The sequence below is a fragment of the Pseudomonas sp. 58(2021) genome (genome assembly GCF_017491585.1).
Taxonomy (GTDB): domain Bacteria; phylum Pseudomonadota; class Gammaproteobacteria; order Pseudomonadales; family Pseudomonadaceae; genus Aquipseudomonas; species Aquipseudomonas fluorescens_BT.
This window is the reverse complement of the sequence record NZ_JAFGYZ010000014.1, coordinates 64,466-89,750: the sequence shown is the minus strand read 5'-3', so window position 1 is coordinate 89,750 and position 25,285 is coordinate 64,466. Positions and strand designations below refer to the sequence as shown.

Annotated in this window: 29 protein-coding genes; 13 read left to right on the top strand and 16 right to left on the bottom strand. The window is 61.5% G+C overall.

Annotated features, from left to right (window positions below; all coding sequences use genetic code 11):
• Positions 1-30 precede the first annotated feature (30 nt).
• Positions 31-588 (top strand): cysteine hydrolase family protein, encoded by a 558-nt coding sequence (locus J5M72_RS17815; RefSeq protein WP_207866703.1) that lies wholly within the window; start codon positions 31-33, stop codon positions 586-588.
• A gap of 146 nt (positions 589-734) precedes the next feature.
• Here the strand turns inward: J5M72_RS17815 and J5M72_RS17810 are convergent, their stop codons facing one another.
• Genes J5M72_RS17810 through J5M72_RS17795 form a run of 4 tightly spaced genes read right to left on the bottom strand, consistent with a single transcriptional unit; the run spans position 735 to position 2,449 of the window.
• Positions 735-938, bottom strand: coding sequence for an SEC-C metal-binding domain-containing protein (locus J5M72_RS17810; RefSeq protein ID WP_003198420.1), 204 nt, complete (start codon positions 936-938; stop codon positions 735-737).
• Between the two features lie 5 nt (positions 939-943).
• On the bottom strand, positions 944-1,429 hold the full coding sequence (locus J5M72_RS17805) for an LEA type 2 family protein (protein ID WP_169429138.1): 486 nt from the start codon (positions 1,427-1,429) through the stop codon (positions 944-946).
• Positions 1,430-1,470: 41 nt separating this feature from the next.
• The gene (locus tag J5M72_RS17800; protein WP_207866672.1) at positions 1,471-1,947 is read right to left on the bottom strand and encodes a YchJ family protein; all 477 of its coding nucleotides are present in this window, start codon (positions 1,945-1,947) and stop codon (positions 1,471-1,473) included.
• A gap of 4 nt (positions 1,948-1,951) precedes the next feature.
• Entirely contained in the window at positions 1,952-2,449 is a 498-nt protein-coding gene (locus J5M72_RS17795; RefSeq protein ID WP_169429140.1) for a DUF6231 family protein, read from the bottom strand.
• Between the two features lie 199 nt (positions 2,450-2,648).
• Between J5M72_RS17795 and J5M72_RS17790 the strand changes: the two genes are divergently transcribed.
• The 4 genes from J5M72_RS17790 (at position 2,649) to J5M72_RS17775 (ending at position 5,348) form a co-directional block, all read left to right on the top strand.
• A complete protein-coding gene (locus tag J5M72_RS17790) occupies positions 2,649-3,344 on the top strand; it encodes an OmpA family protein (RefSeq protein WP_207866671.1) in 696 nt (231 codons plus the stop codon).
• Between the two features lie 88 nt (positions 3,345-3,432).
• Entirely contained in the window at positions 3,433-4,155 is a 723-nt protein-coding gene (locus J5M72_RS17785) for an OmpA family protein (protein ID WP_134825708.1), read from the top strand.
• A 163-nt stretch (positions 4,156-4,318) separates the two neighbouring features.
• A complete protein-coding gene (locus J5M72_RS17780; protein ID WP_134825709.1) occupies positions 4,319-4,597 on the top strand; it encodes a DUF1145 domain-containing protein in 279 nt (92 codons plus the stop codon).
• Positions 4,590-5,348 (top strand): collagen-like protein, encoded by a 759-nt coding sequence (locus tag J5M72_RS17775; protein WP_207866670.1) that lies wholly within the window; start codon positions 4,590-4,592, stop codon positions 5,346-5,348. The genes J5M72_RS17780 and J5M72_RS17775 overlap by 8 nt, the downstream gene beginning before the upstream one ends.
• A 45-nt stretch (positions 5,349-5,393) precedes the next feature.
• Here the strand turns inward: J5M72_RS17775 and J5M72_RS17770 are convergent, their stop codons facing one another.
• Complete coding sequence (locus tag J5M72_RS17770; protein ID WP_169429144.1) at positions 5,394-5,858, bottom strand: CopD family protein; 465 nt, start codon at positions 5,856-5,858, stop codon at positions 5,394-5,396.
• Positions 5,859-5,957: 99 nt separating this feature from the next.
• Here J5M72_RS17770 and dinG point away from each other — a divergent pair, with 99 nt between their 5' ends.
• From dinG to pdxH, 5 genes are all read left to right on the top strand, one after another.
• A complete protein-coding gene (gene dinG / locus J5M72_RS17765; protein WP_169429145.1) occupies positions 5,958-8,102 on the top strand; it encodes an ATP-dependent DNA helicase DinG in 2,145 nt (714 codons plus the stop codon).
• Positions 8,103-8,197: 95 nt separating this feature from the next.
• On the top strand, positions 8,198-10,555 hold the full coding sequence (locus tag J5M72_RS17760; protein ID WP_207866669.1) for a beta-galactosidase: 2,358 nt from the start codon (positions 8,198-8,200) through the stop codon (positions 10,553-10,555).
• A 94-nt stretch (positions 10,556-10,649) separates the two neighbouring features.
• A complete protein-coding gene (locus tag J5M72_RS17755; protein WP_207866668.1) occupies positions 10,650-11,795 on the top strand; it encodes a serine hydrolase domain-containing protein in 1,146 nt (381 codons plus the stop codon).
• Between the two features lie 113 nt (positions 11,796-11,908).
• Positions 11,909-13,012 carry an OmpA family protein gene (locus J5M72_RS17750; RefSeq protein WP_169429148.1) on the top strand — a complete coding sequence of 368 codons (1,104 nt, stop codon included), beginning with the start codon at positions 11,909-11,911 and terminating at the stop codon, positions 13,010-13,012.
• A 24-nt stretch (positions 13,013-13,036) separates the two neighbouring features.
• A complete protein-coding gene (gene pdxH / locus J5M72_RS17745; RefSeq protein ID WP_169429149.1) occupies positions 13,037-13,684 on the top strand; it encodes a pyridoxamine 5'-phosphate oxidase in 648 nt (215 codons plus the stop codon).
• A 5-nt stretch (positions 13,685-13,689) separates the two neighbouring features.
• On the opposite strand, the gene J5M72_RS17740 is transcribed toward pdxH, so the two are convergent.
• Entirely contained in the window at positions 13,690-13,926 is a 237-nt protein-coding gene (locus tag J5M72_RS17740) for a hypothetical protein (protein ID WP_085712943.1), read from the bottom strand.
• 168 nt (positions 13,927-14,094) lie between these two features.
• Between J5M72_RS17740 and J5M72_RS17735 the strand changes: the two genes are divergently transcribed.
• Complete coding sequence (locus J5M72_RS17735) at positions 14,095-14,559, top strand: glycine zipper 2TM domain-containing protein (protein WP_024776354.1); 465 nt, start codon at positions 14,095-14,097, stop codon at positions 14,557-14,559.
• A 63-nt stretch (positions 14,560-14,622) separates the two neighbouring features.
• Here J5M72_RS17735 and J5M72_RS17730 read toward each other — a convergent pair whose 3' ends face one another.
• The 4 genes from J5M72_RS17730 to nhaA form a co-directional block, all read right to left on the bottom strand.
• Positions 14,623-14,877: a colicin E3-like toxin immunity protein gene (locus tag J5M72_RS17730; RefSeq protein ID WP_207866667.1), complete on the bottom strand. Its 255-nt coding sequence runs from the start codon at positions 14,875-14,877 to the stop codon at positions 14,623-14,625.
• A 36-nt stretch (positions 14,878-14,913) separates the two neighbouring features.
• Positions 14,914-15,144: a hypothetical protein gene (locus J5M72_RS17725; protein WP_207866666.1), complete on the bottom strand. Its 231-nt coding sequence runs from the start codon at positions 15,142-15,144 to the stop codon at positions 14,914-14,916.
• Positions 15,141-16,352 carry an S-type pyocin domain-containing protein gene (locus J5M72_RS17720; RefSeq protein WP_207866665.1) on the bottom strand — a complete coding sequence of 404 codons (1,212 nt, stop codon included), beginning with the start codon at positions 16,350-16,352 and terminating at the stop codon, positions 15,141-15,143. Before J5M72_RS17720 ends, J5M72_RS17725 begins: the two co-directional genes overlap by 4 nt.
• Positions 16,353-16,473: 121 nt before the next feature.
• Positions 16,474-17,661: a Na+/H+ antiporter NhaA gene (gene nhaA, locus J5M72_RS17715; RefSeq protein WP_169429153.1), complete on the bottom strand. Its 1,188-nt coding sequence runs from the start codon at positions 17,659-17,661 to the stop codon at positions 16,474-16,476.
• Between the two features lie 246 nt (positions 17,662-17,907).
• On the opposite strand from nhaA, the gene J5M72_RS17710 reads away from it, so the two are divergent.
• Complete coding sequence (locus J5M72_RS17710; RefSeq protein ID WP_207866664.1) at positions 17,908-19,002, top strand: PLP-dependent cysteine synthase family protein; 1,095 nt, start codon at positions 17,908-17,910, stop codon at positions 19,000-19,002.
• Between the two features lie 137 nt (positions 19,003-19,139).
• On the opposite strand, the gene J5M72_RS17705 is transcribed toward J5M72_RS17710, so the two are convergent.
• The 3 genes from J5M72_RS17705 to J5M72_RS17695 form a co-directional block, all read right to left on the bottom strand.
• Positions 19,140-20,753 carry an NAD(P)/FAD-dependent oxidoreductase gene (locus J5M72_RS17705; RefSeq protein WP_207866663.1) on the bottom strand — a complete coding sequence of 538 codons (1,614 nt, stop codon included), beginning with the start codon at positions 20,751-20,753 and terminating at the stop codon, positions 19,140-19,142.
• A gap of 95 nt (positions 20,754-20,848) precedes the next feature.
• Positions 20,849-21,502, bottom strand: a complete 654-nt coding sequence (locus J5M72_RS17700; RefSeq protein ID WP_169429156.1) for a hypothetical protein — start codon at positions 21,500-21,502, stop codon at positions 20,849-20,851.
• 59 nt (positions 21,503-21,561) lie between these two features.
• Positions 21,562-22,161 carry a short chain dehydrogenase gene (locus tag J5M72_RS17695; protein ID WP_207866662.1) on the bottom strand — a complete coding sequence of 200 codons (600 nt, stop codon included), beginning with the start codon at positions 22,159-22,161 and terminating at the stop codon, positions 21,562-21,564.
• A gap of 103 nt (positions 22,162-22,264) precedes the next feature.
• Between J5M72_RS17695 and J5M72_RS17690 the strand changes: the two genes are divergently transcribed.
• Positions 22,265-23,179 carry a LysR family transcriptional regulator gene (locus tag J5M72_RS17690; RefSeq protein ID WP_169429158.1) on the top strand — a complete coding sequence of 305 codons (915 nt, stop codon included), beginning with the start codon at positions 22,265-22,267 and terminating at the stop codon, positions 23,177-23,179.
• Here J5M72_RS17690 and J5M72_RS17685 read toward each other — a convergent pair.
• Genes J5M72_RS17685 through J5M72_RS17675 form a run of 3 tightly spaced genes read right to left on the bottom strand, consistent with a single transcriptional unit; the run spans position 23,170 to position 25,282 of the window.
• Complete coding sequence (locus J5M72_RS17685; RefSeq protein WP_169429159.1) at positions 23,170-23,643, bottom strand: DoxX family protein; 474 nt, start codon at positions 23,641-23,643, stop codon at positions 23,170-23,172. The genes J5M72_RS17690 and J5M72_RS17685 overlap by 10 nt on opposite strands.
• A complete protein-coding gene (locus J5M72_RS17680) occupies positions 23,640-24,398 on the bottom strand; it encodes a DNA-binding domain-containing protein (RefSeq protein ID WP_207866661.1) in 759 nt (252 codons plus the stop codon). Before J5M72_RS17680 ends, J5M72_RS17685 begins: the two co-directional genes overlap by 4 nt.
• Positions 24,395-25,282, bottom strand: a complete 888-nt coding sequence (locus tag J5M72_RS17675) for a DUF692 domain-containing protein (protein ID WP_207866660.1) — start codon at positions 25,280-25,282, stop codon at positions 24,395-24,397. Before J5M72_RS17675 ends, J5M72_RS17680 begins: the two co-directional genes overlap by 4 nt.
• Positions 25,283-25,285 lie beyond the last annotated feature (3 nt).

Below are 25,285 nucleotides of genomic sequence, written 5' to 3'. Positions count from 1 at the left end.
ATTCAATGACCGCGTGTGAGAAAAATCGCCATGGAGCTTCAGGCCAACGCTGCACTGATAATCATCGACCAGCAAAAGGGCATTCTGGAGCCGCGTCTGGGGCGGCGGAATAATCCGTTGGCCGAAGAGCGGATCCTCGAACTGCTGAGCTTTTGGCGGCGCAGCGGGCTGACGGTGATTCACGTGCAGCACCTGTCGCGCTCGCCGGATTCGGTGTTCTGGCCAGAACAGTCCGGGGTGGAATTTCAGGACAGGTTTCTACCGCAGGACGGCGACTGGTTGATCCAGAAACAGGTGCCGGACGCGTTTTGTGCAACAAAGCTTGAAGTGAAGTTGCGTGAAGCCGGGATCGGACAACTGGTCATTGTCGGCGTGGCGACCAACAACTCGGTGGAGTCCACGGCGCGCACGGCGGGCAATCTGGGGTTCGAGGCGTGGGTGGCGGAGGATGCGTGCTTTACCTTCGACAAGGCTGATTACTTCGGTACGTTGCGTACGGCTGAAGAGGTGCATGCCATGTCGCTGGGGAATCTGCATGGGGAGTATGCGACGGTGGTCAGTTCGGTGCGGATTCTGGCGGCTGGCTGAAAGCCTCCGATAATAGGCCGACCCCTTCGCGAGCAAGCCCGCTCCCACAGTAGATCGCATGCCTTCTGACGGAATGCAGTCAAATGTGGGAGCGGGCTTGCCCGCGAAGGCGGTGTCTCAGGCGAAGAGGCTCTTCGCCCAAGGCATCAAGCGCCGTGGCACTTCTTGAATTTCTTGCCGTTGCCGCACGGGCAAGGGTCGTTGCGGCCGACGTCTTTCAAGGCGTTGCGCACCGGTTCCTGGTGAGCGTGGCCGCAGTTCGGGCCGTGGACATGGCCATGGTCGTGATCATGGTGATGGTCATGATCGTGGTTGCAGTCAGGGCCATGGACATGAGGTTGCTGGGTCATCGGGGTCACTCCGTAATCAAATCGGCGGGGATTATCACGCCATTGCGCTCCAGGTGCACGTAGTGGGCGATGAATAAACCGGTTTCCATCTCGCCTTGCAGCCGGTAGGGAACCTGCTGGTGTGGATTCTTCAGCATTTTCACCACGTCCTTGACCTTCGGCCACAGGTTGGTGCGGATCGGCACCTTATAGAAAGCACTGCTTTTGGCGCCGACGGTGATCCAGTGCTCGTGCTCGCCCTCGGCCAGCAGCATGTCCGCCAGATGTACGCGGTATTCGAGGCCGCGCACGGTCAGCTCGCTGTCATTGGGATTGTCGATGCGAAAGTGCAGGATGAATTTCTGTTCGAGCAGTTTGGCCCGCACCACTTCTACCTTCACCAGATGCACGGCAGGGTCGAGGGTGTCGTCGGCGAACCATGAGGCACAGCCGCCGAGCCCCAGAAACAGCAGCAGTGTGAAGGCTTTGAATATGCGCCATTGACCGACCATCGCAGAACTCCCTTTTGCGCCCAGTCTAGTCGCCGCTCACCTTACGCGCCGAAATACCCCGCGCAGCACTTCTTGAACTTCTGCCCGCTGGCGCAAGGGCAGGCATCGTTGCGCCCGACCTTGAGCGGTACGGTCGGGTCGATGAAGTACCAGCGCCCGCTGTTTTGTACGAACGAGGAGCGCTCGCGGTGACTGTGCTCACCCTGACTGTCATGCCAGCGGGCGGTGAAGGTGACGAAGGCGTGTTCCGGCTGGCCGCCTAAGACCTCCGAACTTTCCACGTTGAGGCCGAGCCAGGTGCTCGATGCACTCCAGTTGCTGATCGACTGGCGATCGAGCCCGGCCTGTTGGGCGGGCAGGGTGGTCGTCACCAGATAATCGATCAGGCCCAGCACGTAGGCGCTGTAGCGCGAACGCATCAGGGCTTCGGCGCACGGTGCCGGATGGCCGGCGTGATAATGGCCGCAGCAGGCATCCAGCAGGTTGCCGCTGCCGCAGGGGCAAATGGCTGTACTCATGGCATTACCACCAGTATTTCCCGAAGTTTTCCGGATTGGCCCAGAACCGAGAGTTGAGCCAGTCGGGGACTTGTTTGTAGTCAAGCAGATCATAGGTGAACAGCGTCAGCACCTGTTCATCCCGGGCGAAGCGTTCGCTGGCCTGAAGGGCGAGCGAATAGAAATCGGTTTCCTGCCAGCCGCTGGCCGGCAGGTCGGCCAGCACGGCGATGCGGCTGGCGTTGAGGTTGCGGATTCCGCCGAGCAGATTCAGGCCATCGCGCTTGGGCAAATGTTCCAGGCAATCGACCACCAGCGCCAGGTCGAAACGGCGCGCCGCCAGTTCTGCCGGCAACGCACCGGGCGCGGCGTGAGCGACGCAGGTATCCGGATGCGCGTCCTTGAAAGCGGCCAGCGCCGGAAATTCGCTGGCGCCGATCAGCAGCAGACGTGCCGGGGCGTAGCGGTCGAGCAGAGCGGCCAGTGCCTGCTGTGGCGTGCGGGAAGAAATCGCAACGTTCATCGAAGCTCCTCAATCAGAGCGCCAAGACTAGCCTGCCCGAGCGTCGAGGCCTAGATCTCTGTTCCGCGGGTTTGCGGCAAATGCCTCGAAGTCCTGTGAACACGCTCGCAAAGACCAGTGGCCTATTGCTGGCGGAGATTAAAACTCCGGTCTTTACTCCCTGAATCGGTTCTAAGCCGATCCCTCAGGAGAAAACTAGATGAGCATAGTTCGGACAGCATTACCCTTGGTTCTGCTAACCAGTGTGTTGACTGGTTGCGCAGGTTTGCAGAAAACCGACTGGCCGACCTGTGCGGCAGTCGGTGGTGTCGTCGGCGCGGGGCTCGGGGCGACGGAAAGCTCGGCCTGGGCCGGTTACGGCGCGTTGCTGGTGGGTGGCACGGCAGCGGCCTATTGCTGGGTGCACGGTGATGGCGATGAAGACGGCGATGGTGTGCCGGACAGTCGCGACAAGTGCCCGCACACGCCTCGCGGCACCAAGGTCGACGCAGACGGCTGCCCATTCCCGGCCCCTGCGCCAGTGGTTGAAGAGGCTGTAGTGGTCAAGGAAGAAACCATCGTCATCCGCGATGTGCACTTCCAGTTCGACAAGGCCAACCTGACGCCATCCGACAAGCAAGTACTCGACAAGGTCGCCACGCGCCTGAAACAGGAATCGTCCACGGCGCGTCTGACCGTGACTGGCCACACCGACAGCGTCGGCAGCGATGCCTACAACAAAAAACTGTCGGATCGTCGCGCGCACTCGGTGGTGGAATATCTGATTCAGCAAGGTGTGCCGCGCGCCAGCTTCGTTTCGGTGACCGGTGCCGGTGAAAGCCAGCCAGTGGCGGATAACAAAACCGCCGATGGCCGCGCGCTCAACCGTCGCACGGAAATCAAAATCGAGCGTTGACGCCCTCGCATCCGCGGCTTGTGCAGTCGCGGATGCGGGTCTTTACTCCTGTGTAACCGGTATGGGCCGGTAACACAGGAGCTTTCATATGAGTGTTCTCTCACGGTCCGTCTTACCGGTGCTGCTGGCAGGCAGCCTGTTGACCGGCTGCGCTACCCACAGCGATGGCACTGCCCCCCTCAATCAACGTACCTGGCCGATCTGCAGCGTCATTGGCGGACTGGTCGGCGGCGGTCTCGGCGCCATTGAAAACGGTGGCTGGGCCGCAGGCGGTGCGGCACTGGGTATCCTCACCGGCGGGCTGATCTGTTATGCCCAGGATGGCGACGAGGACGGCGATGGCGTGTTCGACCGCCGCGACCGTTGCCCTGACACCCCGGCCAACACCCCGGTCGACCACCGTGGCTGTCCGTTGCCGCAATACCCGGTCACTGAAAAACCGGCCGAACCGGCCCCGCAATCCGAAGTCATCACCCTGAGCGATGCTGGCAACGTGCTGTTCGCGTTCGACAAGTCTGACCTGACCCCGGCCGCGAAAAGCCAGCTCGATGCGCTGATGGACAAACTGCGCAATGCCGACGTGGTGAGCATCAAGGTGATCGGCCACACCGACAGCAAGGGGACCGATGCCTACAACCAGGCCCTTTCGGAGCGTCGTGCAAGCAGTGTGGCGGCCTATCTGTTGAGCCAGGGGCTGGCGCCGGAAAAACTCACCAGTGAAGGACGTGGCGAGCGCGAACCGGTTGCCGACAACGAAACCGAAGAGGGGCGCGCGCAAAACCGTCGCGTGGAGTTGCACATCAATCGCTAGGAATCTTCTGTAGTCCGCAGGTTAGAGCTGTCGGTCGACGATCATCGTCGGACCGGCAGCCATCCGACGAGTGCCCGGAACTTTTTTATTTGCCCCTCTGGCTTATCCCGTACGGAAGCCGTTACTGTGCGCCCAAAGAATAATTCGCAACACGGGGGAGCGTATGAAGGTGTTCTGTGGGCTGGGGCGATTGTTGACCCTGGTGTTCTGCTGCGTGGTACTGGCCAATCAGCTGGTGCCGTTTGTTCATCCGTTGCATCTGCTGGTCAATGTGGCTGGCGTCCTGCTGCTGGCCATCCACCTCCTTGAAGTGCTGCTGTGCAACGCCAGCCTCAAGGGGCGGCCGCACCCATGGCGTGATCGTGGCCGTGTTCTGCTGTTCGGCGTTTTCCACCTGCAAACCATCCCGGCCCCGGCCGCTCCGGAGGCTTCCCATGCGTAAACTTTGCCTGCTCGCTGCATTCATCAGTCCGCTGGCCTGTGCCCAGGTGGTCAGTGTCGAAGCCAACTCCCTGATGCGTCTGCCCAACACGGCCAGCACGCTGCAGGTGGAAAAACTGGTGGTCGCCGATTACGGCACTTTGCTGGTGCCATCGAACGTGACCGAATTGAGTGTCGGCGAATTGCAGTTGGGCCACGAGGCGCGTATTGCCATCGTCCCGGGCGATCAGGCGCTGGACATGAAAGTCATCCGCGCCCGGTTTGCCGACGGTAGCCGGATCACGGCGCGCGGCGCACCGGGCACTTATGAAAAGGCGGCCCGTGCCGGGCGTAACCTGAACCTGCAATTCAAGGCGCTGGAGGCTCCGCGGCTGATCGTCGATGCCCGTGGCGGCACCGGAGCGCCGGGTTTCGTCGGGCTCGACGGGGCTAACGGTAAGGAACCGGGCTGCACCTGGGGCCAGGCCGGGCATGGTTTCGACGGCAGTGATGGCAGCAACGGCCAGCCCGGTGCGCCGGGCGCGCTGGTGCGGCTGGAAGTGCCGCGGGAGTTTCCGGCGGAGCTGATCAAGGTCGACGTCGCCGGTGGTGCCGGCGGCGCGGCAGGGCCTGGTGGCAAACCGGGGGCCGGTGGCAAGTCCAAGGGCTGCCTGGTCTATCGCGCCGATGGCGGCAAGAGCGGCAAGCCGGGGGCTGACGGGCAGCCGGGGCCTGCGGGTGCGGCGGGTTCTGTGACGGTGCAGCGCCTGTAATCTGTCAACTGATCGCCCCCGCGCCGTGCGCGGGAGCGATCACGGTCAAATCATCGGCCGCGCAGCAGCCACGGCCACCAGCACCACCCCGACCAGCAGGTTGAACCCCACCACCTTGCGAATCCGACCCAGCACCGCCGCACCTGCCGGCCAATCCTTCGCCTGCACCGCCGTGCGCAGTTCCGGCAGCATCAGCCCCTGAACCCGGATGAACAGCGCGGTCATCACCACGTACAAGCCCATCATCACCTGAACGTACTTCGGCGCGGTTTCGAAGCCGATGTGCTGCAGATGCAACATGCCCACCCCGGTCACCGGCAACAGAATCACCGCTCCCCACACCCAGCGGAAAAAACCTTGAAACACTTCCACCCAGAGCGTCAGGCGCCCAGGCCCGTCCAGCGCCTTCACGGCCGCAGGGCGCAGCACTATCCAGGCGAAAAACATGCCGCCGACCCACACCAGCGCGGCCAGTACATGGATGGGGTAAACGAGGCTAAAAGGTGTCATTGGGGTACTCCGATCTGCGCAGGATTGATTCGCGGGGTATGATAGCCCCCCATCCGAACCACTGAAAATTTATCCAGCGTTTTTAGCGCCCGACACTCAATGATCAGCACTGAACTCAAAACCACGATCCAGGGCGCCTACTCGCGTTTTCTAGAGGCCAAGAGCCTCAAGCCGCGTTACGGCCAGCGCCTGATGATCGCTGAAGTCGCCAAGGTCCTCGGGGATATCGACACCGACGACGAAGGCCGGCGCAGTGGCGACCCCGCGATTGTCGCGGTGGAAGCCGGCACCGGTACCGGCAAGACCGTGGCCTACAGCCTGGCGGCGATCCCGACGGCCAAACTGGCGGGCAAACGCCTGGTGATCGCTACCGCGACCGTCGCCCTGCAGGAGCAGATCGTCTACAAGGACTTGCCCGACCTCATGCGCAACAGCGGGCTGAATTTCAGCTTCGCCCTGGCCAAGGGCCGTGGCCGCTACATGTGCCTGTCCAAGCTCGACATGCTGCTGCAGGAAGGCCACGCACAGACCGCTACCGCACAGCTGTTCGAAGAAGAAGGCTTCAAGATCGAGGTCGATGAGGCCAGCCAGAAGCTCTTTACCAGCATGATCGAAAAGCTCGCCGGCAATAAATGGGACGGCGACCGCGACAGCTGGCCCAATGCGCTGGAAGACGCCGACTGGGCGCGCCTGACCACCGATCACAGTCAGTGCACCAACCGTCATTGCCCGAACTTCGGCCAATGCGCCTTCTACAAGGCCCGCGAAGGCATGGGCAAGGTCGACGTGATCGTCACCAACCACGACATGGTGCTGGCCGACCTGGCGCTGGGCGGCGGGGCGGTTCTGCCGGATCCGCGCGACACCATTTATGTGTTCGACGAAGGCCACCACCTGCCGGACAAGGCCATCGGCCACTTTGCCCACTACACGCGCCTGCGCTCCACCGCCGACTGGCTGGAAACCACCGCCAAGAACCTCACCAAACTGCTGGCCCAGCATCCGTTGCCGGGGGACCTCGGCAAACTGATCGAGCAGGTGCCGGAGCTGGCGCGGGAGATCAAGACCCAGCAGCAATTCATGTTCACCGCCTGCGAACAGATCGCCGATTTCAAGCCCGGTGAAGATGTCGAAGGTCGCGAGCGCCCGCGCCATCGCTTCATTGGCGGGGTGATTCCCGAGCACATGCGCGAGATGGGCATCGAGCTGAAGAAAGGCTACTCACGTCTCAACGACCTGTTCACCCGTCTGACCGACCTGCTCAAGGAAGGCATGGATGGCGAGGTCAACATCGGCATCGCCAGCAACCAGGCCGAAGAGTGGTATCCACTGTTCGGCAGCCTGTTGTCCCGTGCCTCCGGCAACTGGGAGCTGTGGACCGCGTTCACCGCCGAAGACCCGGAAGACAACCCGCCGATGGCCCGCTGGCTGACCCTCGCCGAAAGCGGTTCGCTGTTCGACATCGAGGTCAATGCCAGCCCGATTCTCGCCGCCGAAACCCTGCGCCGCAGCTTGTGGAATGTGGCTTACGGCTGTCTGGTAACCTCGGCGACGTTGACCGCGCTCGGCACGTTCGACCGTTTCCGCATGCGCGCCGGCCTGCCGAAAAAAGCCGTCACCGCCGTGGTGCCGAGTCCGTTCCATCATGCCGATGCCGGTGTGTTGCGGGTGCCGGACCTGAAGGCCGACCCGCGTGATGCCGCCGCCCACACCGCCGCGATCATCCGTGATCTGCCGGAACTGGTCGAAGGCTCTCGCGGCAGTCTGGTGCTGTTCTCTTCGCGCAAACAGATGCAGGACGTGTTCGACGGCCTCGACCGCGACTGGCGCAAGCAAGTGTTCATTCAAGGCAACCTGTCGAAACAGGAAACCCTGAACAAGCACAAGGCGCGGGTCGATGGCGGTGATTCCAGCGTGCTGTTCGGCCTCGCCAGTTTTGCCGAAGGGGTGGACTTGCCGGGGGCCTATTGCGAACACGTGGTGATTGCCAAGATTCCATTCTCGGTGCCGGACGATCCGGTCGAGGCCGCACTGTCGGAATGGATCGAAGCCCGGGGCGGCAATCCGTTCATGGAAATCTCGGTGCCCGACGCCTCGCTGAAGCTGGTTCAGGCCTGTGGTCGTCTGCTGCGCACCGAGGAAGACCGCGGCACCATCACCTTGCTGGATCGGCGACTGGTCACCCAGCGCTACGGCAAGGCGATCCTCAATGCGTTGCCGCCTTTCCGTCGTGAAATATCCTGAGACATCGGTGGGCAGTTTTGCCCGCCGCGTTGTCTATCTCTCTGTCATTGCTTTTCCATTGGCCCTTGCGGGTCGTTAGGGAGAATTCCGTTCTCATGATTCGTCGTTCGTTGCCTGCCATTTTTGCCCTGGTTTTCGCTGCGCCTTTGCTGGCGGCGCCTGCCGGCCAGCAGACCCTGTTCAATTTTGTCCGCCCCGCCGATGTGGTGAAAGTGGCGACCGAAAACGCCGACCTGCCGCAAGCCAACGCCGAGCAGACCCCCGAAGGCGAAGTGCTGCGCCGAGTGACGTTCAATCCGACGGCCCGCCCGACCTTGCGTCTGTCCCCACAGACCGGCGCCTGGGACTGGTCGCAGTCCGGCATGATGAGCCTGCGCATCCAGAGCGCGATGAACTGGGCGGTGACCGTTTACGTACAAATCCAGAGCAACGACGGCAAGACCCTGGTCAGCCGCGTCGATCTGCCCGCCGGTCCGGCGCAGACCTTGCTCGTGCCGTTGACCGCGACCTCGCCGCTGAGCCAGGGCATGAAGGCTGGCCCGTTGATGCCGATGACGGTCGACGGGCAGCGCATCCTGCTGGCCAGCAGCTCCGGTGAGCTGGATCGCAGCCAGGTGGTATCCGTCAGCCTGTCGATGGATCAGCCGAAAGCCGCGCAAAGTCTGTTGCTGGAGCGTTTCGGCGTGCAGGACGAGGGCGATGTGATCAAAGCCGCCTACGGCAATCTGGTGGACGCCTACGGCCAGTCGACCCGCAACAAGTGGCCGGAGAAAGTCGCCAATGACGAACAGCTGAAATCCGCCGCGGCCAAGGAACAGCAACAGCTGAAAACCTGGTTGGCCGAGCGCGAAAAGTCGTCGCTGGACACATTCGGTGGTTTGAAGAAGGGGCCTGCGTTCAAGGCCAGCGGCTTCTTCCGCACCGAAAAACTCGACGGTCGCTGGTATCTGGTGACGCCTGAGGGGCATCCGTTCTATTCCCTGGGCGTGAACACGGTCAGCCCCGAGGTCAACCAGACCTACGTGGCTGGCCGCGAGTACATGTTCGAGTCCCTGCCCAAACCCGACGAGCCACTGGCCCGTCACTTCGGTGAAGGCGACAACCGTGGCGGCAACGGAGCCGATCAGGGCCGTGGCTACGGCAACGGACGCTGGTATGACTTCTATGGTGCCAACCTGCAGCGCCTGTACGGCGAACCTTGCGTGACCCCGGCGGCGACTGAGCCTGCGCCTGCTGCGCCATGCAAGGCTGCCATCGACGAGCAGAAGTGGACCGGCCATACCCTCGACCGTTTGCAGGCGTGGGGCTTCAACACCGTCGGCAACTGGAGCGCACCGCAACTGGGCGACGCCGAGCGTGTGCCTTACACCTTGCCGCTGTCGATCGTCGGCGATTACACCAGCATCAGTACCGGCAATGACTGGTGGGGCGGCATGCCTGACCCGTTCGATCCGCGTTTCGCCATGGCCACCGAACGCGCCGTGGCGATTGCCGCCCGCGATCACCGTGATGATCCGTGGCTGATCGGCTATTTTGCCGACAACGAACTGGCCTGGGCCGGTCCCGGTGATGATCCGAAGTCGCGTTATGCGCTGGCTTACGGCACGTTGAAAATGACCACCGACGTACCCGCCAAGCGTGCGTTTCTCAAGCAATTGCGCGACAAATACCGCAATCAGGCCGGGCTGTCGAAAGCCTGGGGTATCGATCTGCCGGCGTGGGAATTGATGGAAGACCCTGGTTTCGAAGCGCCGCTGCCGAATCCGGAACACCCGGAAATCGAGGCTGACTTCAAATACTTCCAGAAAGTCTTCGCCGACACCTACTTCAAGACCATTTCCGATTCGCTGAAATGGCACGCGCCGAACCAGTTGCTGCTGGGCGGTCGCTTCGCCATCAGCACGCCGGAAGCCGTGGCCTCCTGTGCGCAGTATTGCGACGTGCTGAGCTTTAACATGTACACCCTGAAACCGCAGGACGGTTATGACTTCGCCGCGCTGCGCAGCCTCGACAAACCGGTGCTGATCACCGAGTTCAACTTCGGCTCCACCGATCGCGGCCCGTTCTGGGGCGGCGTGACGCCGTTGAGCAAGGAAGAAGACCGTGGTCCGGCGTATGCCAACTTCCTCAAGCAGGCGCTGAGCGAGCCGTCGATTGTCGGCGTGCACTGGTTCCAGTACCTCGACCAACCGGTGACCGGTCGCCTGCTTGATGGCGAAAACGGCCACTTCGGTCTGGTCGGCGTGACTGATCTGCCATATCAGGGCTTCGTCGAGACGGTGCGCAAGAGCAATCTGGCGACCCTCGATCAGCTTGGGAAAGCAGCCGAGAAAGCCGCGGCGGCAGCGGACAAGGTCGACCACGAGACCGAAGGCGGCCGCAAGGGCGAGGCCGGCAAAGGCCCGGGGCAGGGCGCCGGTCATACCGGCGGGCACTCCGGAAACGGTCATTAAGGCAGGACCGCCCGGCCCGCCGCTGTTCCCAAATCCCTCAAGGGCTGGAACAATGCGGGCCACTTTGTAGAGCGTTTTCGCGGGGGAGTTGCGGGTGCAGATTCAGGGACATTACGAGCTTCAATTCGAAGCGGTGCGCGAAGCCTTCGCGGCACTGTTCGACGATCCCCAGGAGCGTGGCGCCGCGTTGTGCATCCGGGTCGGCGGGGAAACCGTCCTCGACCTCTGGGCCGGCACCGCCGACAAGGACGGCAGCGAAGCCTGGCACAGCGACACCATCGCCAACCTGTTCTCCTGCACCAAGACCTTCACCGCGGTCACTGCGCTGCAACTGGTGGCCGAAGGCAAGTTACAACTCGATGCGCCGGTCGCCCGCTATTGGCCGGCGTTCGCCGCGGCCGGCAAGGAATCCGTGACCCTGCGCCAATTGCTCTGCCATCAGGCCGGTCTGCCGGCCCTGCGCGAACTGTTGGCCCCTGAAGCCTTGTATGACTGGCAGACCATGGTCGACGCCCTCGCGGCCGAAGCACCATGGTGGACGCCGGGCACCGGTCACGGTTATGCCGCCATCACTTACGGCTGGCTGATCGGCGAGTTGCTGCGCCGGGCCGATGGTCGCGGGCCGGGTGAATCCATTGTGGCGCGTGTCGCCAGACCGCTTGGGCTGGATTTCCATGTCGGCCTGGCCGACGAGGAGTTCTACCGCGTCGCGCATATCGCCCGTGGCAAAGGCAATGTCGGCGATGCCGCCGCCCAGCGCCTGTTGCAAGTGACCATGCGTGAGCCGACCGCGATGACCACCCGCGCCTTCACCAATCCGCCGTCGGTGCTCACCAGCACCAACAAACCGGAATGGCGGCGCATGCAGCAACCGGCGGCCAACGGCCACGGCAATGCGCGTAGTCTGGCCGGGTTCTATGCCGGTCTGCTCGACGGCAGCCTGCTGGAAAGCGAAATGCTCGACGAACTGACCCGGGAACACAGCCTCGGCGAGGACAAGACCTTGCTGACCCGCACCCGTTTCGGTCTCGGTTGCATGCTCGACCAACCTGATGTACCAAACGCCACTTACGGCCTCGGCCCGCGGGCGTTCGGTCATCCAGGCGCGGGCGGTTCCATCGGTTTTGCTGATCCGGAGCACGATGTGGCCTTCGGTTTTGTGACAAATACCCTGGGGCCGTACGTCTTGATGGATCCGCGCGCGCAGAAGCTGGCGCGGGTACTTGCCACTTGTCTGTAAAGCGTTACCAGAGGATCCAGGGCCGGAACCTCATACGGTTTTTCGATTCAAAGCGTCTGTTTATCCGGGCGAAAGTCCTCTGATTGTCCATTACTAATTTTTGTGGGTTTCCAATGTCGTCCAAACAAACTCTCGCTCTGGCCCTGTGTTTCGCGATTACCGGTTGTGCACAGACTCCGAAGAATGACGCCGATGGCGGCAGCTGGTGGCCGTTCGGCTCGTCCGACAAGGTCGCGGCCAAGGAGCCGACGCCTGCACCCGCACCTGCACCGGTGAAGCCAGCCGCTACTGCACCGCTCGCCAAGACCGAGAGCAGCAGCCACTGGTACTGGCCGTTCGGCTCCGACGATTCGGCAGACAAGGCCAAAGCCGACGTGAAGCCCGAAGTAAAAACGGAGACCAAGCCTGCCGTTGTCGCCAAGGCCGATGCCGATACCGGCAGCAAGTGGTGGTGGCCGTTCGGCGGCAAGTCTCAGGACACCGCCAAAGCTGTGCCGATGCCCGACCCGAAAGTGACCCAGGCCTGGCTCGACGACTACGAGCCACGCCTGCGTGACGCGATCAAGGGCAGCAACCTGCAATTCGAGCGCCGTGAAAACGTACTCGTGGTGATCGCGCCGGTTGAAGGTTCGTTCAACCCGAAACGCCCGGCCATGCTGTTGCCGGTGACCCTGAGTCCGTTCACCAATATCGCCAAGATCCTCGAAGCTGACCCGAAAACTGCTGTGCTGGTACTGGGTCACAGCGACAATACCGGTGCTGCACCGGACAACACCAAACTCAGCCAGGAGCGTGCCCAGTCGGTGGCGGCGATCTTCCGTCTGAGTGGCCTGCAGCGTGATCGTCTGATGTTGCGAGGCATGGGCTCCGAGGCACCGCGTGCCGCCAACGACAGTGTTGAAGGTCGCGCCCTGAACCGTCGCGTCGAACTGCTGGTGACCCCGCAGAACACCATGGTTGCGCTGCTGAGCAAGTACAACATGCCAGCACCGAAGCCGGTGACCCTGGTTGCCGCTCAGGACGTCAAGCCAGTCGCCAAGCCTGTAACCCCGGCACCTGCTGCGAAGAAAGCCGCTGTCCCTGCCACCAAAAAAGCACCGGCCAAGAAGGCCGCAGCCAAGGCGCCAGCGAAGAAGACCCCGGCGAAGAAAACCGCTCCAGCCAAAGCCGCCGCAACCGACAAGAAAGTCGCTGCGACCGATGCGGCAAAACAGTGATCCGCTAACGAAAAGGAATGCGCCATGACCCAGGCTCTGGCAGATATGCGTCGTGATTACACCCGGGATGGCCTGACCGAGGCGCAAGCCCCGGTCGAGCCTTTTGCGCTGTTCCACCAGTGGTTCGCCGACGCGGTGAAAACCGAGCAGGCGCCAGTGGAGGCCAACGCCATGACCCTGGCCACGGTCGATGCGGACGGGCGTCCGCACTGCCGCATTCTGCTGCTCAAGGGTCTGGACGAGCAGGGCTTCACCTTCTTCACCAACTACGAAAGTGCCAAAGGTCAGCATCTGGCCGCGAATCCGTTCGCGGCCATGACGTTCTTCTGGCCGACCCTGGAGCGCCAGGTGCGCATCGAAGGGCGGGTGGTGAAGGTCACGCCGCAAGAGTCCAACGCCTATTATCAGGTGCGACCTTTGGGCAGCCGACTGGGCGCCTGGGCTTCACCGCAGAGCCGGGTGATCAATGGCCGGGGGGAACTGGAAGAATTGCTCAAGGCTACCGAGCAGCGCTTCACCGACACCCAGCCCGATTGCCCGGAACACTGGGGCGGTTACCGTTTGCTCCCGGAGCGCATCGAGTTCTGGCAGGGGCGCGCCAGCCGCCTGCACGATCGCCTCAACTACCGTTTGCAGGGCGCCGACTGGATTCTTGAACGTCTGGCACCTTAAGCAGTCTACCGAGCGGGATAGCCTGCCGCAGCGGCCTCAAGCCACTTCGGCAGGTCCCGACGCCTGATCTTCTGCGATCGGGCTTGCGCCAGCCGTTCGAGCATGTAGGCGCGTTTGCCTTCATCCTTGCCGGCCAGCGACAATGCCAGATCGCGGTCCATCCAGCGTTTGATCCGCACGTACAACCACCAGTGGAAGTACAAACCGGCGACGGTTGTGACGACGATGATGAAGTAATCCATGAAAATCCTTGGGGTCGGCGGCGCAAGCTATGTATTTTGGCGCTACTGTTGGGTGAGTTCGTGGAGGCCCTGTACCTGACCTGAATGAAACCAAATTTATCCGGGCGGCGCCGTGACAGGCGTCAAGCTGCGGAGTTTAATAAATACCTGTCCTTTGGAGTTGATCCTATGCGTAAGTCTGTTCTGCTGGTTGCTTCCTTTTCCACGATGGCGATGTTGCTTACCGGCTGCCAATCGAGCCTGACCGGTGACTCCTACTCCCGTGACGAAGCGCGTCGCGTGCAGACGATTCGCATGGGCACCATCGAATCCCTGCGTCCGGTGAAAATCGAAGGCACCAAGACCCCGATCGGCGGCGCAGCCGGTGCAGTGGTCGGCGGTGTCGGCGGCAGCGCCATCGGCGGTGGTCGTGGCAGCATCGTGGCAGCCGTTATCGGTGCCGTGGCCGGCGGCCTGATCGGTTCCGCCACCGAAGAAGGCCTGACTCGTACTCAAGGTGTTGAAATCACCGTGCGCGAAGACGACGGCAGCATGCGCGCCTACGTGCAGCAAGTGCAGGAGAATGAAGTGTTCCGCGTCGGTGAGCGCGTGCGGATTTCGACTGTTGGCGGGACCAGCCGCGTTTCGCACTAAGCGGGAAAGAGCGGTAAAGGAAAACCCCGATCAGGTGACTGGTCGGGGTTTTTTGTTTGGTGTTTACCAGTGATCGCAGTAGTCGAAGGAAACTTGGTAGTCATACAAATTTAAATTGATGGCATGACTGAAATGAGTTTGAAGAATACTTACCCAGTCGTTGGTAACGTTAAATCCACCGTTGTTTATGTTGTTTTCTATTGGAATGCCCAGCGCCTCGATCACGGAGCCATCGTCACCGAAGTCTTTCGATAACTCTTCTCCGACGCCGTGACTAGTTTCTTTGTCATACCAATCGAGGCTGATTTTCAAACCCACAAGTTTCTCCTGGAACTCTCGCAACGTTGAGTGATTTTATACGTTGCATGTCAATTGGAAGTAGAAGTCCTGATTCACAATTGATCTACCTATAAGTTTTTCGATCGCTTGTATCTGTTGGGGGCTTAAATCGTAACCTTCCCAGCCGTGTTGCTCTTTTGTCCAACCCATGATGGCTTTTATTTGCTCATCACATCCCGCTGGCAACTCAATCACGAAAGCCTGGAAGTCTGTTTTTTTGTCAAAAGCTTCTACTGAAAATCTCAAGGTTCAATGCTCCTTTTTTTGCCTTTCTTCGACTTTTTATTCTTTTTTGTAGATGTTGGCTCACCTGTATTTGGGTCGAACTCTCCAATGTGTTTGCCTCTGGAGTCGTATTTTTCGACAGTGCCATGCATAGAGTCCCATTCAAGAATAATACCCTTAGCAGTTTTCCATCTTTTGCGCTTGGCTCCGCCACCTTGTACGGCTGTTTTACGACCTACAATTTTCGCATCAGGAAAGGCTGGGAGTACGTCGGGGGCCGGATGGTACTCGTGATCTCCTGCTCGAGTGCTGACAACAATATAAAGCGGCTTAACTCCAGAATCCGCCGGAAAAACCAATATGAAATCCCGATACTCCGGCGGATAAACCGGGTTCACCAGAATCCCGTCCGCCGCTTTCGTCGGTGGATATACCCAGATATGCGGCGCCTGCGGGGCTGCCTCCAGCGCCGGGATGCCGAGGATGTCGGAGCCGTCCACGGCAGGCGTCCAGATCAGCTCGATGCCTTCGCCGAGGTCTGCGACAAAGCGGTTACCGCGTGCGGTGAACTGCGCGACATCGACCATTTCCCAGTCGCGGTTCTTGCCGGTGTAGAAACCGTAACCCTTGAGGCTGCCGTCGGCCTGTTGTTCGACATGCAGGCGCACGCGGGTTCGAGCCTGCTTGAGGGCAAGCAACTGGTCTTCGGTATAGAGCGCGCTGTCGCCCAGGTTCGATGGCATGAACATCGCCACCAGCCCGACCAGCGGGGTGATGACGGCAGTGGAGGCCATCGCGGGCAATGCCTTGAATGCTTCACCCGCAAGGGCGAAGGTGCCCAGGCCTGCCGGGATGGCGGTGCCGCTGATTTTCTTGAGTGGAACGCCGCCGCTGTCATCGGCTTCACGGCCGCCGAGCAGGATCAGATCGCCGTAATCTTTCAGGCTGTCGGTGGGGACCATTCCCGAAGGATTCGAGTAATCGATGATCGCGTCCGGCAATTTGCAGGACTTGGCAAACACACAGCCGGCACGCACCGGCTCGGGTTTATTCGCAGCAACCTCGCGGCTGCGCTCGAAGGCCTCCTGCCGCGCCAGCATGGCGTCGTACTTGTTTTGTCGCTCGTCCTGATCGGCCAGTTCGGTGGCCGTCATGTAGCGGTAGGTGACGTGATGCCCGTCGCCTGCCGGTGGGTTGGGAACCCGGGGAATGTCCTTTTGACCAGCCACTGATTGTCCTTTCGTTCATGCATCGACGGCCCCTCGAAAGGGGCTGCACGACGTTAACGAAGCAGGAAAATCGTGGCTGTAGGACGCGTCTCTAAAGACGTGGAGATTGTTCGCTACGGCATCAGGAAGGCAGTGCGGTGTTCTTTCTGCTTGCCGCCAATGTCACCGCATAACCGATCAATGCCGCGAACACCGAGCCGGTGAGAATGCCCATCCGGTCCATCCCGGCGTATTCACTGGCACCCGGCACGAAGGCAAGGGAGCCGACAAACAGGCTCATGGTGAAGCCGATCCCGCACAGGATCGCCACGCCCAGCACCTGACCCCAGTTGGCGTTCTGGGGCAGGGCGGCGATGCCGGTTTTCACGGCAAGCCAGGTCAGACCGAATACACCGACAGTCTTGCCCAGCAACAGGCCGACGGCGATGCCCATCGGCACGTGGTGGGTGAAGCTTTCGGCGGTAACGCCGGTCAGCGACAGGCCGGCATTGGCAAAGGCGAACAGCGGCAGGATGCCGTAGGCCACCCACGGGTGCAGCGCGTGTTCGAGGGTCAGCAGCGGCGAAGGCTCGGCGTTTTTGGTGCGCAGCGGGATGCAGAACGCGAGGGTCACGCCGGCCAGCGTCGCGTGGACACCGCTCTTGAGCACGCAGACCCACAGGATCAGTCCAATGATCATGTACGGCCCGAGCTTGACCACCCCGAGCCGGTTCATCGCCACCAGCGCCGCAATGCACGCCGCCGCCAGACCCAGCGACAGGGTCGAGAGTTCGCCGGAATAGAAGATCGCGATGATCACGATGGCACCGAGGTCGTCGATGATCGCCAGGGTCATCAGGAACAGCTTCAGCGACACCGGCACCCGCTTGCCGAGCAAGGCCAGTACGCCGAGGGCGAAGGCGATGTCGGTGGCGGTGGGGATCGCCCAGCCATCGAGGGCGGCCGGGTTGTCACGGTTGAGGAACCAGTAGATCAGCGCCGGCACCAGCATGCCGCCAATGGCCGCCGCGCCGGGCAGGACGATCTGCGACGGTTTCGACAGCTGGCCGTCGAGCACTTCGCGCTTCACTTCCAGGCCGATGAGCAGGAAGAACAGCGCCATCAGGCCGTCGTTGATCCACAGCAGCAGGGGTTTGGCGATTTTCAACGCGCCGATCTGCGCGACCACCGGGGTGTCGAGCAGGCCGGTGTACAGCCACGACAGCGGCGAGTTGTTGATGATTAGAGCCAGGATGGCCGCGGCGATCAGTAACAGACCGCTGGCAGCTTCCAACTGAAAGAAACGCGTGAAAGTGCTACGCAGAGGCAAGGTCGCTCTCCATCGATAAAGTCAAAAGGTGGGACACCCTAACCCGTACTGTTAGTTGTTAAAACAAAAGTTATATTCTTTTTTGTTATATATGGTTACAAGGCGCCTGCCAGACCAGCAGCAGAGCCTAGCAGTTGCCAAAGGTATTGAAGCGCAGCTGTATCTGTCAGCGCGGCAGGATTTTTCCTAAGCTTGGGGGCTGAGCCTGTGAAGGCACTTCTGCCCGATTCAACGAGAACAACAGCCATGAGCGACAACCGACAGTGGGCCCGCGAAGCCATCCGGATCATCGAAGCTGACTTTCAGCGCAGCGCCGACACGCACCTGATCCCCTTGCCGCTGCCGGGGTTCCCGGGTATCGATTTGTATTTCAAGGACGAGTCCAGCCATCCCACCGGAAGCCTCAAGCACCGTCTGGCCCGTTCGCTGTTTCTCTACGCCTTGTGTAACGGCTGGCTCAAGCCCGGCGCGCCGGTGATCGAGGCGTCCAGCGGTTCAACGGCGATTTCCGAAGCGTACTTTGCGCGGATGCTGGGGTTGCCGTTCATTGCGGTGATGCCGGCGACCACGTCCAAGGAGAAGATTGCCCAGATCGCGTTCTACGGTGGCCAGAGTCATCTGGTGGACGATCCGACCCAGATCTATGCCGAATCCGAACGCCTGGCCCGCGAGCACGACGGTCACTTCATCGACCAGTTCACCTACGCCGAGCGCGCCACCGACTGGCGGGCGAACAACAACATCGCCGAGTCGATCTTCCAGCAGATGCGCTACGAGCAGCACCCTTGCCCGGCCTGGCTGATTTCCAGCCCCGGCACCGGTGGCACCACCGCGACCCTCGGCCGTTACGTGCGCTATCGCCAGCACTGCACCCGCGTGCTGTGCGCCGATGCCGAGCGTTCGGTGTTCTTCGATTTTTACCAGACCGGTGATGCCAGCCTGCGTCTGGACCACGGTTCGCGGATCGAAGGCATCGGCCGGCCACGGGTGGAGGCGTCGTTCCTGCCGAAGGTGATCGATGCGATGGTCAAGGTGCCGGATGCCTTGTCGCTGGCGGCCATGCATTACCTGGCGCAGCGTCTGGGGCGGCATGTGGGTGGGTCGAGCGGCACCAACCTGATCGGCGCGCTGATGGCGGCGCAGCAGATGAAAGCGGCGGGGGAGTCGGGGTCGATCGTGGCGATTCTGTGCGATGGCGGCGAGCGCTACGCAGACACGTATTACGATCAGGCGTGGCTCAAGGCGCAGGGCTATGAGCTGGAGGGATTGATGGCGGCTGTGGCAGCAAGTGCCGAGAAGGGTGAGGCGCTGCCAGCCTCGGTTCTGCGCGCCAATATCTGAGAGAAACGCACAAACCAATGTGGGAGCGAGCCTGCTCGCGATAGCGGTAGATTAATCAACATTTCTGTTGAATGTCAGTCCGCAATCGCGAGCAGGCTCGCTCCCACAGTTTTTTGCATTGTTTCAGGTATTGCGAATCAGTCTTTCAGGCCCAGGATGTCACGCGCCACAGCTTCGGCAATGCGAATCCCGTCAACGCCCGCCGACAGAATCCCGCCCGCATACCCCGCACCTTCACCGGCCGGGAACAGACCCTTCACGTTCATGCTCTGCAGCGATTCGTTACGCGTGATCCGCAGCGGCGACGAAGTCCGCGTCTCGATCCCGGTCAGCACCGCATCGTGCAGCGAATAGCCGCGAATCTGCTTCTCGAACGCAGGCAACGCCTCACGGATTGCCTCGATGGCAAAGTCCGGCAGCGCCAGGGCCAGATCCCCGAGTGCCACGCCCGGCTTGTACGAAGGTTCAACCTCGCCCAGCTCGGTGGACGGCGTGCCGTTGATGAAGTCGCCAACCAATTGCGCCGGTGCCTTGTAGTCACTGCCGCCGAGGATGAAGGCGTGGGATTCCAGACGCTCCTGCAACTCGATGCCAGCCAGCGGGCCGCCCGGGTAATCGACTTCCGGGGTGATGCCGACGACGATGCCGGAGTTCGCGTTGCGTTCGTTACGCGAGTACTGGCTCATGCCGTTGGTGACCACACGATTCGGCTCGGAGGTCGCAGCGACAACGGTGCCGCCCGGGCACATGCAGAAGCTGTAGACCGAACGGCCGTTTTTGGCGTGGTGTACCAGTTTGTAGTCGGCGGCTCCCAGCTTGGGGTGACCGGCATACTTGCCCAGCCGCGCACGGTCGATCAGCGATTGCGGGTGCTCGATGCGGAAACCCACCGAGAACGGCTTGGCTTCCATGAACACACCACGGCTGTGCAGCATGCGGAAAGTATCGCGGGCGCTGTGGCCCAGCGCCAGGATCACGTGTTTCGAATGCAGGGTTTCGCCACTGGCCAGCTCGACGCCGACCAGTTGGCCGTCTTCGATCAGCACGTCGGTGACGCGCTCCTGGAAGCGTACTTCACCACCCAGGGCGCGAATCTCTTCGCGCATGGTCTCGACCATGCCGGTCAGGCGGAACGTACCGATGTGCGGCTTGCTGACGTAGAGGATTTCTTCCGGTGCGCCGGCCTTGACGAATTCGTGCAGCACCTTGCGGCCGAGAAACTTCGGGTCCTTGATCTGGCTGTACAGCTTGCCGTCGGAGAACGTGCCCGCGCCGCCTTCGCCGAACTGCACGTTGGACTCGGGGTTGAGCACGCTTTTGCGCCACAGGCCCCAGGTGTCTTTGGTGCGCTGGCGCACTTCGGTGCCGCGTTCGAGGATGATCGGCTTGAAGCCCATCTGGGCCAGCAGCAGGCCGGCGAAGATCCCGCACGGACCGAAGCCGACCACGATCGGGCGCTGGCTCAGGTCGCTTGGCGCCTGGCCGACGAATTTGTAGCTGACATCCGGCGCCACGTTGACGTTGCGGTCATCGGCGAACTTGGCCAGTACCTTGGCCTCGTCGCGCACTTCGAGGTCGATGGTGTAGATGAAGCACAGTTCGGAGGACTTTTTGCGCGCATCGTAGCTGCGCTTGAACAAGGTGAAATCGAGCAGCTCATCGCTGGCAATGCCCAAGCGCTGCACGATGGCGGCGCGCAGGTCTTCGTCGGGATGGTCGATCGGCAGCTTGAGTTCAGTGATTCGTAACATGACAGGATCCGGTTCGCGGGGCGCACAACTGCGCCAGGGCGTTTGAAGGCGGCGATTATAAGCCGCAACGGCCGGATCCCGTGAGGGTTAAACGATCAGTCGTTGCGCGAACCGCCGAAATACCCGCAACCGCGCTGCACCTTGCCGTCGATACGCAGTTCGGCGCTCATGTGCTGCACGCTGCCGGTGTTGCTGTCGACGCACCGCTGCGGCGCCACCCACAGCTCGATGCGCTGGTTGTTGGCTTCGCTGCTGAGGTTGAAACGACCGTCGCCCAACTGCTCTTCGACGTAAGGCACTGCCAGCGGTGGTTGACCTTCGCGGTCGATGACCATGCCTTTGCCGCTGACCTTGACGTTCCATTCCGGGCCATGGCCGGCGGCGCGCAGGATCATTTGTTTGAAGTTGGGGTCGTCACAGGCAGTGCCGGAACGTTCGACGCGGTACAACTGGGTCAGGTCGAGACGATCACCGGCGATCTTGCCGCGTACGTCGGCGAACAGCTTGCCCTGTTGATCGGCCAGGGTGGCGGCCTCCTGCAGGACGCTGGTGCCGCCGACGTCGTTGATCACGTACTGGCGCTGCTCGCCGCAGGCCTGAAACACCAGTTTGCCGTCGGCCGCGGTCAGTTGCCCCTGCATCCGCGTCTGGCCGACGTGGGAGGCGCTTGTCCGCGCACCGTCGAACAACTGGCACGCGGCAAACAGAGGGAGCAGGGCAACAACGATCAAGGAACGGGCAACACGCATCTTCGGCTCTCCAGACAAGTGTCGCCACGTTACGCAGGCTGACCGTTCATCACAAGGGTTTAGCCCACGTGAAATGTCTGACCTGTCTGCAAGCCTTCGACACTTTTGGCGTAGGCCAATGCCACATCCGCTGCGGGAACCGGCTTGTAGCCGCGGAAGTACGGGGCGTAGCTGCCCATGGCTTCGACCAGCACGGTCGGGCTGATCGAGTTCACGCGCAGGCCGCGTGGCAGTTCGATGGCCGCTGCGCGGACGAAGCTGTCCAGCGCGCCGTTCACCAGTGCAGCCGAAGCACCGCTGCGGATCGGGTCGTGGCTGAGCACGCCGGTGGTGAAGGTGAACGATGCACCGTCGTTGGCAAATTCGCGACCGATCAGCAGCAGATTGACCTGGCCCATCAGTTTGTCTTTCAGGCCGAGGGCGAAGCTGGCTTCAGTCATGTCACTCAGCGGGGCGAAGGTCACGTTGCCGGCGGCGCACACCAGCGCATCGAACTTGCCGGTCTGTTCGAACAGCTTGCGGATCGACGCGCTGTCGCTGATGTCCACCTGGAAATCGCCGCTGCTGCGGCCGATGCGAATGACTTCGTGACGCTGCGACAGTTCTTTGTCCACCGCCGAACCGATGGTGCCGCCGGAGCCGATCAACAGAATTTTCATCGTACTTGCCTCAAGTGATTGAACGAGCTTTCAGTCTAGAGTGGTTTTTTTCGCTGATAAGCGCGCTAATGGGCAACCTTTGGTTTTCAAATGGAAACAATCCTTGAGCGAGATCGATGATCTGGCGGCGTTCGCGGTATTGATCGAGGCCGGCAGTTTTACCTTGGCGGCGCAGCAACTGGGGTGCAGCAAGGGGCAGTTGTCCAAGCGCATCAGTCAGTTGGAGGCGCAGTTTTCCGTGGTGTTGCTGCAACGCACCACGCGTCGGTTGAACCTGACAGCGGCCGGCGCGGCGTTGTTGCCGCAGGCCCAGGCGCTTGTCGTCCAGGTCGAAAGAGCGCGTCAGGCATTGGCACGTTTGAAGGACGACATGGCAGGTCCGGTACGTATGACCGTGCCGGTGTCGCTGGGGGAAACCTTCTTCGACGGTCTGGTGCTGGAGTTTTCGCAGAAATACCCCGAAGTGCAGATCGAACTGGAGCTGAACAACAGTTACCGCGACCTGTCCCGCGACGGTTTCGATCTGGCGATCCGCACTGAAGTGGCCAACGACGAGCGACTGGTAGCCAAGCCTTTGCTGGCCTGGCAAGAAATGACCTGCGCCAGTCCGGCCTACCTTGAACGTTTCGGCGAACCGCTTTCGCCACAGGCGCTGACCGAACATCGTTGCCTGCTCAACAGTCACTACGGCGGCCGCGAAGAGTGGCTGTACCACCAGCAGCACGAGCTGTTGCGGGTGCGGGTGTCGGGGCCATTCGCCAGCAATCATTACAGCCTGCTGAAAAAGGCCGCACTCGCTGGCGCCGGCATCGCTCGACTGCCGTCCTATCTGTTGCAGACGGAATTGGCTGACGGCCGATTGCGCTGGCTCCTTCGGGATTTTCAGACCCGGCGCATGCCGATGTATCTGGTGCATCCGTATCAGGGCGGGCTGCCGAGGCGTACTCAAGTGCTGGCGGACTATCTGATCGGCTGGTTCAAGCGCAGCGGCGAGGCCCTGGACCGTCTTCAGCGGTAACGTCGTGCGATCAGATGATCGATCGACAATTTGCCCGGTCCGGTGGTCATCAGGTACAGCAACACTGCCGCCCAGGTGCCGTGAGTCGGGTAAGCGTCGGGATACACGAACAGCTCGATGACCAGTGTCATGCCCAGCAATGCCAGCGCTGAAAACCGGGTAGCGAAACCGACGAGGATCAGGATCGGGAAAAAGTGTTCGGCGAACGCCGCCATGTACGCGGCGATTTCCGGTGACAGCAGCGGCACGTGGTATTCGCTCTGGAACAGCGGAATCGTCGAGTCCGCCAGATGTGGCCAGCCAATCTGGAACGTGCCGTCGATCAGGTCGATGGCCAGGCCCTCGACCTTGGTCTGCCCGGATTTCCAGAACACTGCGGCGATGGAGAAACGGGCGATGAAGGCGATCAGGCTGTGCGGGATTTTTTCCAGCAGCGCAATGGCGCGGGCAGTGAGGCTGTTCATGGCGAAACCTTGTGATGTAAATGGGTGATGGCCTGGCGACTGATCAACAGGGCGAGGGTCTGGCTGAGATCGAAGGCGTCTGCGGATGCCAGCGCCTGGGTAAGTGAAAGGCCGGCCTTGAGCTGGCGAATGAACTGGCTGATGCCGAGATCCACGTTGAATACCTCGACCTCCAGCCCGTTGCGCAGGATCAGCGCGTGCTGGGCCTGATTCAGATCGATGCCGGCCAGGGTCGCGTCGTGCTGATGCGCGGCCCAGATGTCCACCACGGCGAAGTTTGAATCGAGCAGATACAGCGAAGGATGCAGGCCGATCCGCAGTTCGTTCAGCCCATCGGCATCTGCAAATACAGTGGCGATCCGCTCCTGACTCAGAGGCAACGCATCGGCCGCGTGATAGGCCTGCGTGCGCAGGCGTTCCAGTCTTGCCACGTCGTCCAGATAGGGAACGCTCGCGGCAGGTTCGAACCCGCTGATGAAGTCCGCCAGCTCACTGCCGTAGTCGCTCATCAAAGGACTGTGGGGCGGATGGCTTTGCACAAAAACTCCGGCCATGGCCCGAAAGAACTCGTCACCCACCAACTGCATCACCACGGGATAACTGTCGGCCAATGCATTGATCAGCGAACCCTGCACGTTGTTGCGGTACACCGCGAAACGACTGGCCGGATCGGCGCCGTTGGCACTGCACAAACCGTCGGGGCAGGGCAGGTCGGTATCGAGCAACGCTGCGCTGAATGCGGCTTGAGTGCTCATGGCCGAGCTCCCGCGCACAGCAACAGCTCATCGGCCTGCTGCGCTTCGGCCATCAGCACATCGAAGGCCGGCACCTGATTGTCCCGTTCGATCAGCGTCGCCACCGGGCCGACGCGCTCCAGCGCCTGGCGGTACAGCGACCAGACGGCCTGATCGATCGGTGCGCCGTGATCGTCGATCAGCAAGCGATCACCGAGGCTGTCGGCATCTTCGGCAAACCCCGCCAGATGGATCTCGCCAACTGCATGCAAAGGCAGTGCGTCGAGGTAGGCCAGGGGATCGCACTGATGATTGATGCAGGAGACGTAGACGTTGTTCACGTCCAGCAACAGACCGCAGCCGCTGCGCCGAATGACTTCACGGATGAACTCCGCTTCGTCGATGGTCGAGCGCTCGAACGCCAGATAGGTCGCCGGATTCTCCAGCAACATCGGACGTTTGAGGGTGTTCTGTACCTGGTCGATGTGTTCGCAGACGCGGTTCAGCGTCGGCGTGTCGTAAGCCAGGGGCAGCAGGTCATTGAGAAACACCGGGCCGTGAGTCGACCAGGCCAGGTGTTCGGAAAAGGCGTGGGGTTGATAACGCTCGATCAGCGTACTCAGGCGTTTGAGGTGCTGAACATCCAGCGGGCCCTCGGCACCGATAGACAGGCCGACGCCATGCAGCGACAGCGGATACGCCTCGCGGATCAAACCCAGAAAATGATGAAACGGGCCGCCGGCCACCATGTAGTTTTCGGCGTGGACTTCGAAGAAACCGATGTCCGGAAGAGAACCGAGCACTTCACGAAAGTGCCCGGTCTTGAGCCCCAGCCCGGCGCGAGGCGGGAGCCCGGTGAGGGCTGCCCGAGTGCGGGGGGAGGCATGGTCGCAGGATGTGATCATGAT

What these genes read in the sequence shown, in the direction of transcription:
- J5M72_RS17815 (WP_207866703.1), top strand. Translation starts at nt 31, where the DNA reads ATGGAGCTTCAGGCCAACGCTGCACTGATAATCATCGACCAGCAAAAG.
- J5M72_RS17810 (WP_003198420.1), bottom strand. Translation starts at nt 938, where the DNA reads ATGACCCAGCAACCTCATGTCCATGGCCCTGACTGCAACCACGATCAT.
- J5M72_RS17805 (WP_169429138.1), bottom strand. Translation starts at nt 1,429, where the DNA reads ATGGTCGGTCAATGGCGCATATTCAAAGCCTTCACACTGCTGCTGTTT.
- J5M72_RS17800 (WP_207866672.1), bottom strand. Translation starts at nt 1,947, where the DNA reads ATGAGTACAGCCATTTGCCCCTGCGGCAGCGGCAACCTGCTGGATGCC.
- J5M72_RS17795 (WP_169429140.1), bottom strand. Translation starts at nt 2,449, where the DNA reads ATGAACGTTGCGATTTCTTCCCGCACGCCACAGCAGGCACTGGCCGCT.
- J5M72_RS17790 (WP_207866671.1), top strand. Translation starts at nt 2,649, where the DNA reads ATGAGCATAGTTCGGACAGCATTACCCTTGGTTCTGCTAACCAGTGTG.
- J5M72_RS17785 (WP_134825708.1), top strand. Translation starts at nt 3,433, where the DNA reads ATGAGTGTTCTCTCACGGTCCGTCTTACCGGTGCTGCTGGCAGGCAGC.
- J5M72_RS17780 (WP_134825709.1), top strand. Translation starts at nt 4,319, where the DNA reads ATGAAGGTGTTCTGTGGGCTGGGGCGATTGTTGACCCTGGTGTTCTGC.
- J5M72_RS17775 (WP_207866670.1), top strand. Translation starts at nt 4,590, where the DNA reads ATGCGTAAACTTTGCCTGCTCGCTGCATTCATCAGTCCGCTGGCCTGT.
- J5M72_RS17770 (WP_169429144.1), bottom strand. Translation starts at nt 5,858, where the DNA reads ATGACACCTTTTAGCCTCGTTTACCCCATCCATGTACTGGCCGCGCTG.
- dinG (WP_169429145.1), top strand. Translation starts at nt 5,958, where the DNA reads ATGATCAGCACTGAACTCAAAACCACGATCCAGGGCGCCTACTCGCGT.
- J5M72_RS17760 (WP_207866669.1), top strand. Translation starts at nt 8,198, where the DNA reads ATGATTCGTCGTTCGTTGCCTGCCATTTTTGCCCTGGTTTTCGCTGCG.
- J5M72_RS17750 (WP_169429148.1), top strand. Translation starts at nt 11,909, where the DNA reads ATGTCGTCCAAACAAACTCTCGCTCTGGCCCTGTGTTTCGCGATTACC.
- pdxH (WP_169429149.1), top strand. Translation starts at nt 13,037, where the DNA reads ATGACCCAGGCTCTGGCAGATATGCGTCGTGATTACACCCGGGATGGC.
- J5M72_RS17740 (WP_085712943.1), bottom strand. Translation starts at nt 13,926, where the DNA reads ATGGATTACTTCATCATCGTCGTCACAACCGTCGCCGGTTTGTACTTC.
- J5M72_RS17735 (WP_024776354.1), top strand. Translation starts at nt 14,095, where the DNA reads ATGCGTAAGTCTGTTCTGCTGGTTGCTTCCTTTTCCACGATGGCGATG.
- J5M72_RS17710 (WP_207866664.1), top strand. Translation starts at nt 17,908, where the DNA reads ATGAGCGACAACCGACAGTGGGCCCGCGAAGCCATCCGGATCATCGAA.
- J5M72_RS17705 (WP_207866663.1), bottom strand. Translation starts at nt 20,753, where the DNA reads ATGTTACGAATCACTGAACTCAAGCTGCCGATCGACCATCCCGACGAA.
- J5M72_RS17700 (WP_169429156.1), bottom strand. Translation starts at nt 21,502, where the DNA reads ATGCGTGTTGCCCGTTCCTTGATCGTTGTTGCCCTGCTCCCTCTGTTT.
- J5M72_RS17695 (WP_207866662.1), bottom strand. Translation starts at nt 22,161, where the DNA reads ATGAAAATTCTGTTGATCGGCTCCGGCGGCACCATCGGTTCGGCGGTG.
- J5M72_RS17685 (WP_169429159.1), bottom strand. Translation starts at nt 23,643, where the DNA reads ATGAACAGCCTCACTGCCCGCGCCATTGCGCTGCTGGAAAAAATCCCG.
- J5M72_RS17680 (WP_207866661.1), bottom strand. Translation starts at nt 24,398, where the DNA reads ATGAGCACTCAAGCCGCATTCAGCGCAGCGTTGCTCGATACCGACCTG.
- J5M72_RS17675 (WP_207866660.1), bottom strand. Translation starts at nt 25,282, where the DNA reads ATGATCACATCCTGCGACCATGCCTCCCCCCGCACTCGGGCAGCCCTC.